The sequence below is a fragment of the Sulfobacillus thermosulfidooxidans DSM 9293 genome (genome assembly GCF_900176145.1).
Lineage (GTDB): Bacteria > Bacillota > Sulfobacillia > Sulfobacillales > Sulfobacillaceae > Sulfobacillus > Sulfobacillus thermosulfidooxidans.
In genome coordinates, this window is the sequence record NZ_FWWY01000001.1 from 2956519 (window position 1) to 2968154 (window position 11636).

12 protein-coding genes are annotated in these 11636 nt (G+C 48.2%); 11 read left to right on the forward strand and 1 reads right to left on the reverse strand.

Going from position 1 to position 11636, the window contains the following annotated elements; translation table 11 throughout:
- Positions 1-175: 175 nt before the first annotated feature.
- From miaB to B8987_RS14710, 4 genes are all read left to right on the forward strand, one after another.
- Positions 176-1564, forward strand: a complete 1389-nt coding sequence (miaB, locus tag B8987_RS14695) for a tRNA (N6-isopentenyl adenosine(37)-C2)-methylthiotransferase MiaB (RefSeq protein ID WP_020373085.1) — start codon at positions 176-178, stop codon at positions 1562-1564.
- Positions 1565-1620: 56 nt separating this feature from the next.
- Positions 1621-3195, forward strand: coding sequence for a sensor histidine kinase (locus B8987_RS14700; protein WP_176213247.1), 1575 nt, complete (start codon positions 1621-1623; stop codon positions 3193-3195).
- Positions 3179-3901, forward strand: coding sequence for a response regulator transcription factor (locus B8987_RS14705; protein WP_020373083.1), 723 nt, complete (start codon positions 3179-3181; stop codon positions 3899-3901). The genes B8987_RS14700 and B8987_RS14705 overlap by 17 nt, the downstream gene beginning before the upstream one ends.
- Before the next feature lie 234 nt (positions 3902-4135).
- Entirely contained in the window at positions 4136-5281 is a 1146-nt protein-coding gene (locus B8987_RS14710) for a universal stress protein (protein WP_020373082.1), read from the forward strand.
- Between the two features lie 56 nt (positions 5282-5337).
- On the opposite strand, the gene B8987_RS14715 is transcribed toward B8987_RS14710, so the two are convergent.
- Positions 5338-6528, reverse strand: a complete 1191-nt coding sequence (locus B8987_RS14715; protein ID WP_020373081.1) for a glycosyl hydrolase family 18 protein — start codon at positions 6526-6528, stop codon at positions 5338-5340.
- 165 nt (positions 6529-6693) lie between these two features.
- Here B8987_RS14715 and B8987_RS14720 point away from each other — a divergent pair, with 165 nt between their 5' ends.
- The 7 genes from B8987_RS14720 to B8987_RS14750 all read left to right on the forward strand — a co-directional run bounded on the left by B8987_RS14720 (position 6694) and on the right by B8987_RS14750 (position 11619).
- Positions 6694-7152 (forward strand): hypothetical protein, encoded by a 459-nt coding sequence (locus tag B8987_RS14720; protein WP_020373080.1) that lies wholly within the window; start codon positions 6694-6696, stop codon positions 7150-7152.
- Between the two features lie 136 nt (positions 7153-7288).
- Complete coding sequence (gene rpsB, locus B8987_RS14725) at positions 7289-8014, forward strand: 30S ribosomal protein S2 (protein ID WP_020373079.1); 726 nt, start codon at positions 7289-7291, stop codon at positions 8012-8014.
- 67 nt (positions 8015-8081) lie between these two features.
- Positions 8082-8693, forward strand: coding sequence for a translation elongation factor Ts (gene tsf / locus B8987_RS14730; protein ID WP_020373078.1), 612 nt, complete (start codon positions 8082-8084; stop codon positions 8691-8693).
- 53 nt (positions 8694-8746) lie between these two features.
- The gene (gene pyrH / locus B8987_RS14735) at positions 8747-9478 is read left to right on the forward strand and encodes a UMP kinase (protein ID WP_020373077.1); all 732 of its coding nucleotides are present in this window, start codon (positions 8747-8749) and stop codon (positions 9476-9478) included.
- Positions 9471-10028 (forward strand): ribosome recycling factor, encoded by a 558-nt coding sequence (frr, locus tag B8987_RS14740; RefSeq protein WP_020373076.1) that lies wholly within the window; start codon positions 9471-9473, stop codon positions 10026-10028. Before pyrH ends, frr begins: the two co-directional genes overlap by 8 nt.
- A gap of 37 nt (positions 10029-10065) precedes the next feature.
- Positions 10066-10824 (forward strand): isoprenyl transferase, encoded by a 759-nt coding sequence (locus tag B8987_RS14745; protein WP_020373075.1) that lies wholly within the window; start codon positions 10066-10068, stop codon positions 10822-10824.
- Positions 10825-10836: 12 nt separating this feature from the next.
- Positions 10837-11619 (forward strand): phosphatidate cytidylyltransferase, encoded by a 783-nt coding sequence (locus B8987_RS14750; protein ID WP_020373074.1) that lies wholly within the window; start codon positions 10837-10839, stop codon positions 11617-11619.
- The last annotated feature ends 17 nt before the right edge of the window (positions 11620-11636 follow it).

Genomic DNA, 11636 nt, shown 5'->3' on the forward strand with positions numbered 1-11636 from the left:
GTTGAGACGTGTGATGACAACAGGATACCAATGAGGTTGTCAGCGCGTGATATGATGTTGATCCGGATTATAGGCGAAAGGAGGCAGTCTGGTACGTATTTAGGCATCCTAAACGCGAGAGACGGTACGAGTTAGGTGTCCATGAATACGGATGGTTCATACCAGGACAAATCACATGAATTCCCAAACGTTTTATATTAAAACCTACGGCTGCCAAATGAATGAGCGCGACTCCGAAATCATGGCAGGGCAACTTCGGCAAATGGGTTATCAACCTGTCAACGATGAAAAATCGGCCGAACTCATCATCGTTAATACGTGCGCTGTACGGGGAAGTGCTGAGGAACATGCGCTAGGATATATTGGTCAACTTAAACAGCTCAAAGATCAAAATCCTTCCATGCGGCTTGCTGTAGCGGGATGCATGTCGCAAGAACCCGGGACCATCGCCTGGTTGAAAAAGCATGCAGCGCATGTCGATTTGGTTTTTGGCACGCACAATTTGCACGAACTACCGAAATTGCTGGATGAAGTGGAACAAAGCGATGAAATGGTGATAGATGTTTGGAAGAGCGCTGGCGAAGTTGTGGAACATTTACCATCCCAGCGAGCAGATGGTGTTCAGGCGTTTGTCAATATTATTTATGGGTGTGACAAGTTTTGCACCTATTGTATCGTTCCGTTTACACGGGGAAAAGAACGATCCCGTGAGATACCTGCTATTGTCAATGAAGTGAAGGCGTTAGCCCAGGAGGGATACCAAGACATCACGGTCTTGGGGCAAAATGTGAACTCCTATGGGCATGATTTGAACCCAGCGGTTGATTTAGCAGATTTGCTGGTGGAACTAGAAAAGATTGATGGCGTACGGTGGTTACGATACACCACGTCACATCCTCGAGACTTTAGCCAAAAACTAATCGACACGATTGCACAAAGCCAAAAAATTACGCATCATGTTCATCTTCCCGTACAATCGGGATCCAATCCGATTTTAAAGCGCATGAACCGTAAATATACGCGCGAGCAATATTTGGACTTAATTGAGCGCGTCAAAAGGGCCATTCCCGATGCTGTCTTGACGACCGATATTATCGTCGGATTTCCTGGTGAGACAGAGGAAGATTTCGAAGCAACGATGGATTTAGTCCGGCAGGTACGATATGATGCCGCGTTTACGTTCCTGTATTCTCCGCGAGAGGGAACACCTGCTGCCCGGTGGGAAGGGCGGGATCCTGTGCCGAATCCTGTGAAGAAAGAACGGTTAAATCGTTTGATGTCGCTCCAATATCAAATCAGTCTGGAAGCGAACCAACAGCTCATTGGACGCACGGAACTGGTATTGATTGAAGGATTGAGCAAAAAGAATCCCAATGTCTGGGCCGGCCGGACTCACACGAACAAAGTGGTGTTGATTGATCGCGATCCTGCTGTCGATCTGATTGATCGCTTTGTACCCGTAAGGATTACTCAGGCCAAGACATTTTATCTAACCGGCGAAGTGGTTGGGGCTCCTGTCTCGGATCCTTCCCCAAGACGCCGTGTCGAATTGCCGCTGGTCTAAATCCTATGCGTCGCCGTTATCTTTGGGTCGGCATTGGGCTCGCGGCGTCAGTCGCTATGATAATCGGAATAAGTTTCTTTCGCCAGGCGTACTTGCAGGTACGTCAGGCTTTTTTTGCTTTGCAGCTGCTAACTGAAGTGCAAACCGATCTCCTGGCCCATCATAATGCGCAAGCAATCCGTCTTTTTGCAAATGCTGAAAGCTTATTGCGATTACCGTTGCATCCTTTAACCTTTGCACAGTTACAAACCACTCTGACCATGGCTTATGAAAGACTCAGCCCGTTAACTTTAAGCCTTAACCCGGGCATGATTGTAGTTTGGATCGGTCTCACAGGATTAGTGATTTTTGTCTTTTGGATAGAAGAACGCCGCATCGATCGTTTGCAAGAGGACAAAAGACATTTATACTCCCAGTGGATGGCCATAACGACGGCATGGACGGGTCATCGATTTCTTACCCATCCAGAAGAACTTTTCGCCCGTATTTTGGAACAGGTTAAGAAAGAAATGGGCTTAGATGGCGTAGAAATTTGGCAATGGCGTAGTGATCCGCAAAATGCCCTGACGGTCTTTGTCGCAACAGGGTCCAGTATCTTGAGCGATGCGTTGCCCATACCTCAAGCGTTTCTTGAACCGTCGCTTGGATTATTGGGCACTGTAATCCAAGACCAAAACCCAGCATATTCCGGCGAAGCGTCAGAATTAAAGGCAATTTTTCCCGGGCTAAGAGTTCCCAATATGGCCATATTGCCGTTATATCTGCAAGAAAACATTTGGGGATTTTTCGTCCTTTGGGGTCCTGAACACGCCTGGTATTTTCGACATCAAGATGTATTAAAGATTATTGCCCTGCAAATCAGTACAATTTTGACCAATAACGTATTGGAAGAACAGGCGAGACGGGCGGAAGTTTACCAACAAATGGCGAGAGGCCGTTCCGAATTACTCGCCAATGTATCGCATGAATTGCGTACACCCTTGGGATTGATTAGAGGGTACGCGGAAACCTTGCTGAATTTATTCGAGAGATTGCAGCCAGAAGAGCGACAAGAATTTTTGTTAACGATCCTCGAGGAAAGCCAACAATTGGAACAGTTAATCGATAATTTACTAAATATGTCCCAAATTGAAGAGCAAGGGATAGCTCTAAATCGCCGTAGTTTTGCTTTGAAACCGTGGATCGTTGGGCTTTTACGCCGCATCATGCCGCAAGATCGTCAACGCATTCATATTTCGGTGCAAGATACGATAGTTTTTGGTGACCCAGAGCGGTTATTTGAGGCATTAATCAATATCGTGGAAAACAGCTTGAAATATTCATCCGGAAACATCTTTATTATGAGTGGAATATCTAACGGATGGTGGACGGTGCGCGTGCGTGATGAAGGGCCTGGCGTTGCCGCCTCGGATTTGGAACGGATTTTCCAACGGTTTTATCGGGGGTCCGGGGCCGCTCAATCCGATAAACGGGGCTCAGGACTAGGGCTCAGCATTGTCAAACGGATTGTCGAGGCACATCATGGGCGTATTTGGGCGGAAAATGTTCGCCCTCAAGGGTTTTTAGTGGGAATTGAATTGCCACTGCAAGACGGTGGGAAAGGAGGGCCAGATCGTGGCTACCCGTCCTGATATCATGTATCGTATTTTGGTGGTTGAAGACGAACCCAAATATCTTCGCTTGATGAGCACTCATTTGCGGTTATCGGGCTACCGCGTTTTTCAATCGCACAATGGGTGGGATGCTTTGCATAAAGTGTTTACGGAAGAGCCGCATTTAGTGGTGTTAGATTTGCGGTTGCCAGAAATGGATGGATTTGAGGTCTGCAAACGCATTCGGAAAATGGGGAATGTCCCCATCCTGGTGCTGACGGCACTTAATACAGATGAAGACATGATTCGTGCACTGGATTTGGGAGCCGATGACTATGTCACCAAACCATTTTCGCCCGACGCCGTATTAGCGAGGATCCGGGCTTTATTGCGGCGTAGCTACGAATCGGTCATGGATACACCCCTACCGGAGTGTGGAAGACTCCGTTTAGATGAGGAATATCACAATTTATCGGTTGACGGCCGGACCATTCATTTGACCCCCACAGAGTGGAAACTTTTGAAGGAATTTATGATGCATTGTGGTAAAGTGTTAACTCATGACCATCTCCTTGGGGCTGTCTGGGGACCGGAGTATCAAGGAGACCACGAATATTTGCGCGTTTATGTGCGTAAATTGCGGTCTTACATCGAACCCAATCCGCGGCTTCCTGTGTACCTAGTGACTCAAGCAGGAATTGGCTATGTATTATATCCTTCCCCTCATGGCCAAATTAAGGAATAAAGAGGGCATTATCGTGGTCTAGGATGTTGGCGGAATGCTATAATCCCCTGTAGATAACTTACCGGACAAGGGACAGGTCAGAGGACCCAGTTACTATGGGGATTCACGATGCTTTAAACGCGCAGACAGAGATGAAGACTCCAATATCAGGAATATCTACAAGGCCCAGTCACGATCTTATGCTTTAGCGAGGATAGCTGGGCAACCCTTATGCAGAAAGGGCGGTAGAGGACGATGGCCTCTACATATAAACGCAGAACACCAGAAGAAATATTGGAAGATATCCGCCGGATGTCACGGGGCAAGCACCGCGTCTATCTCGGTGCTGCTCCCGGAGTTGGTAAAACCTATACCATGCTGAGTGACGCGCACATTGCCAAAGAACAAGGCATTGATGTGGTTATTGGTGTTATTGATACGCACGGTCGAGAGGAAACCGCCGAGTTGACACGCGGACTGGAAGCGGTTCCGCTGGCTACTTGCACCTACAAGGGGCTTGAGGTGGGGGAACTGGACGTGGGAGCGGTAATGGCGCGAGGACCTGACGTGGTATTGGTGGATGAATTGGCTCACACCAATGCGGACAACTGCAAAAATCGAAAGCGTTATCAAGACGTTGAAGACTTGCTGGCTGCCGGAATTAATGTGTGGTCGACATTAAATATCCAACATCTTGAATCTCTTAATGACACGGTGCGGCAGATCACAGGTGTCAGGGTTCGCGAAACCGTGCCCGATTCCATCGTACGCGAAGCTAACGAGATAAGGCTTGTAGACCTGACCCCAGAAGCGTTGATAGAACGCTTGAAACGGGGAAAAGTCTACCAAGGTCGGCGAATTGACCAAGCCTTACAAAATTTTTTCCGAACTGGCAATATCACGGCATTACGGGAACTCGCTTTACGAGTGGTGGCCGATGATACTGATGATCGCCTTGAGACTTATATGAACCGGCACGCGATTGAAGGACCATGGCCCACCCATGACCGGATTATGGTGGCTGTGACGCCTTCCCCCAATGGGGCTCGGCTGTTACGGCGTGGATACCGAATTGCTCAACGGTTAAAGGCAGAGTTTTATGTGGTGATTGTTCGTCCTGCAGACGGCCGGGCCTTTTCGGCGTCTGATGAACAAACCTTACAAGCCCATATTAATTTGGCCAAACAGCTTGGCGCACAAGTGGTGGAGTTGCGTGACAACAATGTTCCTAGAGCTCTCGTGAACTTCGCTAGGGAACATCATGTGACGGAAATCGTTATGGGAGAATCATTGAGAACCAGGTGGCAAGAAGTCTTTAAGGGATCTGTCATCAACGAAGTTTTGCGTCAAACCAGTAATATTGACATTTTAGTGGTTGGGCACGAACGGGATCGCGACTAAGAGGAGAGAGCCTCTATAGCCTGTTATGGACCATCCCGCCTGAGGCGGGATGGGATTTACGTTTTATTTCGATGTTGGGGTGAGGCTTGTTTCTTGCTTGTGGCCGTTGTTCCACTTTTTGTGGGAGCAGGCTGTTTTAAGGCTTTGGCGACCCGGTTCCACCATTTGGCGTCTTCGTATCCAATTCTCCAGAACGCAACCCCTCCCAAATGATCTTGTTCGGCCAATTTAATCCGGTCTACGGCGGCTCTGTCATTGACAAACCAAATCGTATACGACACGCCCTTGGAGGTGTAATGGTCATAGGCTTCCTTATAGGTTGGATTCCAAGTATAGGCGCCGTATTTGTGTTGATACATCACTTTCAACGGAATTGTTGTGGCCTTAGTAGATCCAGCTTTCCATAAGTACCCGTAATTAGCAATCCCTAGATACAGTTTGGAGGGTTGGACGCCCGCCTTTAGAGCCAGATTAATGCTTTGTTTGACCCAGTTAAAGGGACTCACGGGTCCAGGCGGTGTGCCGTTACCATGTAAGTCATAGGCCATAAGCACCATGCTGTTAACATCTTTGTCTAACGCTCCCAAATCGTAGGCCCCAGATTGCCCAGTACCGGCAGTTAAGGGAATGACTGACATGGATATGACCTTGTTCTTGGGCATTTTTGTATGCAACTCGTTCATAAAATCCACGAGAAGCGTGCGATCGGTTGGCTTCAATTTTTGAAAATCGATTTGAACGCCGGCGTAATTCTTGGACGTGACTAAATGGACAATTTGGTCAATCGCTTTCGTGCGCAAACTTTGGGAAGTGAGCATACCATCTGTGCCCATGTAATTGTTAAACAGTGGCATGAGCGGCAAATGCGCCTGCTTTGCTAAGGTGGCAGCATTGCCTTCTGGTTTCGCTATCACCGTTCCTGTGGCGGTGACTTCATACCAAAACGGTGAAAGGTAGGTTACCAGTCCCGGATGGGCCTTGACAAATGTGAAAGGATCGGGATGGACATGGGTCATGGTTTGGTCATAAAAGGCAATGACCTTGAGTTTCCCTGTTGACGATTTGCTGTTAGTCGTATTTGTTGTCTTCTTCACCGTTTGCGTTGCCTTATTCGCGGCTTTTCGAGTCGATTGCGTGGTGTGCTTTGCCGGAGCCGGTTTTTGCGGTTCAGCATATAAACTGCATCCTCCGATGAACACGGTGGCGAAACTTAATGCCGTAAGCAATTTTAAATTGTGGGCTTTCAACGTTTTAAACCTCCTCGTACAAATGAACTGTGTCTGCACCCAACACGGATGGTTCACGGATGCTCTAAGTGATCACCTGACCGAACAATTGCAGTCATATTATGACGAGAAAGGGATTAAGCCATACTGGAAGTGTGAGGATATTGACCGGGGAGGCAAAAGGTTTTGACGTGGCTAAAAGGCATGCTTGTCGGCGGGGGCGCCGTGCTTGTCCTCGAAATGCTGTGGTTAAGTCTCGTGGGCATATCAATCGTCGTGCCCTCAAGCACGGTTTCCGCCGTCGTCGCGGAGACTATGAGTCAGTTTAAACGTCAAGACTTAACTGCGAATCTTGAAGAGCAGATTACGCCGTTACTCAATCGAAGTATGATTCGGTTGGTACATACGGTGAACATCCAGGTCGACGGCATCCCCTTAGGAATTAATCCTAACAACGAAGAACGATTGCAGCAGCAACTGATGCATGATATGAACACATCCATGATGAATTATCTTCAGCGTCAAATGGATTCCGGGCAATTGACCCAAAATATCACACGGTTCGTCTTAACACACCCGCAAAAACTTGATGTCACCGCTTCGTTGGGTCCTGTCAGTATTCCTGTACAGGTGACAATTCCTTAACGGGCATAGGCTTGCTGGGATCGGGTGATTGTGATATAATTCGCTAGGATTTTTTACCACACACGCAGTTCGTTTCCCTGGTGCTTAAGGTTCGAGTGATAGCGACTGCGGAGGACAAACCAGGAGGTATTCAAAAATGGCTGTAATTTCCATGAAGCAACTGCTTGAAGCGGGCGTGCATTTTGGCCACCAAACCCGGCGTTGGAACCCTAAAATGAAACCCTACATTTTTACAGAACGAAACGGTATTTATATCATCGACTTGCAAAAGACTGTACGGAAAGTTGATGATGCATACAATTTTGTTCGTCAAATTGGCGCTAGCGGTGGACGGATGCTGTTCATTGGGACGAAAAAACAAGCGCAAGAAGCCGTAGCAGAAGAAGCTCAACGTTCCGGTGATTTTTATGTGAATCAGCGTTGGTTAGGCGGTATGCTCACGAATTTTGATACGATTAAAAAGCGCGTCAAGCGTCTCGCTGAGCTGAAAGAGCAAGAGGCTAGCGGACAATGGGAACGCCTACCGAAAAAAGAAGTTAGCATTCTGATGCGGCAAAAAGAAAAGTTAGAAAAGTATTTGGGTGGCATTGAAGGAATGACCCAACTTCCCGCTGCGGTATTTGTGGTCGATCCCCGCAAAGAGCACATTGCTGTCACTGAAGCCAGAAAACTTGGGATCCCTATTGTGGGTATTGTGGACACCAATTGTGACCCTGATGAAATTGACTACATTATTCCCGGCAATGACGATGCGATTCGAGCTGTAAGGCTGTTAACGAGCAAGATTGCTGATGCTTTAATCGAAGGGCGACAAGGTGGCGTAACCGAAGAACAGCAAGAAGAGGTTGTTGAGGCCCAATAACTCGGTACAATTCCACTGTTATACGAGGGCGACCGTGAGGTCGCTCTCATTACGAGGAGGATTTTTTGTGATATCCGCTAATGACGTGAAGAAGCTTCGTGAAATGACGGGTGCTGGCATGATGGAATGCAAAAAGGCACTCGAGCAAGCAAATGGGGATTTTGAACGGGCGATAGACATTTTGCGTGAACGGGGATTAGCCCAAGCCGCCAAGAAGGCCGGTCGGGAAGCCAATGAAGGCTTAATCGAAAGCTATATTCATTTGCAAGGCCGGATTGGCGTCTTGCTAGAGATCAATTGTGAAACGGACTTTGTTGCTAACACGGCGGATTTCCATACATTGGCCCATGATATTGCCATGCATATTGCGGCAGCCAATCCACGTTATGTGAGCCGGGAACAAGTACCTGCGGAAGAAATTGAGCATGAACGGCAAGTGCTCAGTGCTCAAGCTCAAAATGAGGGGAAACCACCTGCTATTGTGGAAAAAATGGTAGCGGGACGCATCGAGAAATACTATAAGGAAGTATGCCTGCTGGACCAACCGTTTATTAAAAATCCGGACATCACGGTCGATCAATTATTAAAGGAGCATATCGCCCGCCTTGGCGAGCAGATTGTTGTGAGACGTTTTGCCCGGTTTGAACGGGGAGAAGAATTGCCTGTCACACTGGCTTAACCAAAACGAAGGGCACATTGTGCCCTTCAAGTACGCTCAAGGGAGGAGCAATAATGTCCGAACAGCCAAAATATCGCCGCATCGTCCTCAAACTGTCCGGGGAAGCACTTGCAGGATCTGCCGGATACGGGATTGACCCCACGGTCGTGGATAGTATTGCCCGCCAAATCAAGGACGTGTTAAGTTTAGGTGTACAGACCGCGGTTGTTGTCGGTGGCGGCAATATCTGGCGGGGACAATCGGGTTCTTCAAAGGGTATGGACCGGGCCACAGCAGATTATATGGGAATGTTGGCAACGGTTATCAATGCCCTGGCCTTGATGGATGCTTTAGAAAAACACGGCGTTCCTGTGCGAGTGCAAACAGCCATTGAGATGAAAGAGGTCGCGGAACCCTACATTCGCCGTCGCGCCATTAACCATTTAGAAAAAAATCGGGTTGTGATTTTTGCTGCGGGTAATGGGAATCCGTATTTCTCTACCGATACAACAGCAGCATTACGGGCTGCAGAAATTGAAGCCGATGTCATGTTAAAAGCCACGAAAGAAGCGGGAGTTTATGATGCCGATCCGCGTACCAATCCCGAAGCGAAAAAATTGGACGAAATCGGCTATCTTGATGTGCTAAAAGAAAACCTCCGGGTGATGGATGCCACGGCGACATCGCTGTGCATGGACAATAATATCCCCATCGTCGTTTTCAACATGAATCAATATGGCAACATCCGGAAGGTCGTGTTAGGTGAACCGATTGGTACGTTTGTAAGGAGCGATCATCATGCTTAAGGATATTTTAAGTGACGCCGAGAATAAAATGAAAAAGGCTGTCGAGGTTTTTGAGCGAGATTTGAATTCCATGCGAGCCGGGCGGGCACATCCGGGTCTTTTAGAAAAGGTTCCGGTTGATTATTATGGAGCCATTACGCCATTACAACATCTCGCAGGAATTTCTGTTCCCGAATCCCGCACCCTGATTGTGCAGCCGTTTGACCGGAATGCCATTCCGGCGATTGAAAAAGCCATTATGAAAGCCGATTTAGGGGTATCGGTCCGTGTTGATGGATCTGTACTCCGGGTCAGTGTTCCGATGTTAACAGAGGAGCGTCGAAAAGATTTAGTGAAGCAACTGCGTAAGCGGCTCGAGGAAGAAAAAGTGGCCATTCGCAATATTCGTCGGGAAGCTTTGGACGCCCTGAAGACTGAACAAAAAGAGCACATTATTACTGAGGATGATGAACGGCGGGGGCAAAATGATGTGCAGAAACTTACCGACCGGTACATTAAAGAGCTGGAAGGCGTTGCAGAAGGACGCGAACGGGAAATTTTGACGCCCTGAGTTCTCACCATACCATGTCGCGCTTTTGGGAGGCCTGATGGACACAGATGCTCGACAACACCTTATGTTGGATTCACAAAATCCAGCTCAGTACGGCAAGTTGCCCCGTCACATTGCCATTATCATGGACGGAAATGGCCGTTGGGCTCAACAGCGAGGTCTAAATCGTGCCGAGGGACATCGTGCCGGTGTGAAGGCGTTGAAGCCCATTGTCAAAGAGTGTGCTGCAATGGGCATCGAAGTCTTGACAGTCTATGCTTTTTCTACGGAGAATTGGTCAAGGCCTCAAGTCGAAGTGGAGGCTTTATGGGATTTATTAGTGGAATATTTGCGGTCTGAAACGGCCGAGCTGAAGGCTGAAGGGGTTCGTATCCAGACGATTGGAAATGTTGGGGCCTTGCCAATACGAGCTCAGAAAGCCATTGATGCAGCGATGCGTGAAACCGCCAGTGAAACGCGAATGGTATTGAATTTAGCATTAAACTATGGTGGCCGGGATGAATTGGTGCGCGCGGTCAATCGTTGGCTTGATGAGCATCGTCCCTTATCTCCGGATAGCTATATGACAGCCAATGCGATAGCCGCTCACTTAGATACGGCGGGTTTACCTGATCCAGACCTATTGATTCGTTCGAGCGGAGAACTTCGCATTTCCAACTTTCTTTTATGGCAACTTGCTTATGCGGAGATCTACGTTACTGAGACCTTGTGGCCAGATTTCAACCCGATGGAGCTCCATAAGGCGATTCGTGCCTACCAAAAACGCGACCGGCGTTTTGGCGGCCTTCGGGAATAAGGAGTAACGGGTGTGCTGGGACTTCGAATACTAACCGCGACATTTGGAATTCCCGTCATCATTCTCTTGGTGTATCTGGGAGGGTGGTTTTTGGTGGCGGGTGTCGCCATTTTAGCGGCGATTGGTGTTGTAGAAATTCACCGGATGTTTCATTCCCGCGGCATTGTATTTTATCCCTGGCTGGCTATTTTATGGATTTGGTCTCTGCTCACGGCAGTGGGATTAGGTAAACCTTTGATGTCGGTATTGGTTTTAGGGGTGGCTATTGTTGCCATTGTGGCCTTATTAAGTTCGCCACAAGAAAGTCTGCAAGGTGCTGTTACCACGACGTGGGTAGCCCTGTATGTGGGGCTGTTTTTTGCGTTCCTTCCCCTTATTCGCGAAATGGTTCATGGACAATTTTTAGCCTATACCTTTTTTGCTGTGATTTGGACGACGGACACGATGGCCTTCTTTGTAGGCCGCCGATTTGGCAAACATAAATTAATGCCCCGTGTCAGTCCAGGAAAGACGTGGGAAGGAACAGTCGGAGGCACCATAGGCGGTACAGTGGTGGCCATTGGCGCCTTTTATTTAATGCATGCCCACATGGTGGACGGATTGATTTTTGGTCTGGTGATCAGTGTCATGGGACAAATCGGCGATTTGTTGGAATCTGCCATCAAAAGGTACAGTGGGGTAAAAGATTCGGGAGGGTTGCTACCGGGGCATGGAGGGGTACTTGACCGTTTTGATTCATCTTTGCTGACCTTACCCATTGCCTATTATTTGTTGCGAGGCTTGGGCATACATTAGCTGCATGGAGGCAGGCT

Coding starts and splice junctions, on each gene's coding strand:
- pyrH (WP_020373077.1), top strand. CDS start 8,747: ATGTCCGAACAGCCAAAATATCGCCGCATCGTCCTCAAACTGTCCGGG.
- B8987_RS14700 (WP_176213247.1), top strand. CDS start 1,621: ATGATAATCGGAATAAGTTTCTTTCGCCAGGCGTACTTGCAGGTACGT.
- B8987_RS14710 (WP_020373082.1), top strand. CDS start 4,136: ATGGCCTCTACATATAAACGCAGAACACCAGAAGAAATATTGGAAGAT.
- rpsB (WP_020373079.1), top strand. CDS start 7,289: ATGGCTGTAATTTCCATGAAGCAACTGCTTGAAGCGGGCGTGCATTTT.
- frr (WP_020373076.1), top strand. CDS start 9,471: ATGCTTAAGGATATTTTAAGTGACGCCGAGAATAAAATGAAAAAGGCT.
- B8987_RS14745 (WP_020373075.1), top strand. CDS start 10,066: ATGGACACAGATGCTCGACAACACCTTATGTTGGATTCACAAAATCCA.
- miaB (WP_020373085.1), top strand. CDS start 176: ATGAATTCCCAAACGTTTTATATTAAAACCTACGGCTGCCAAATGAAT.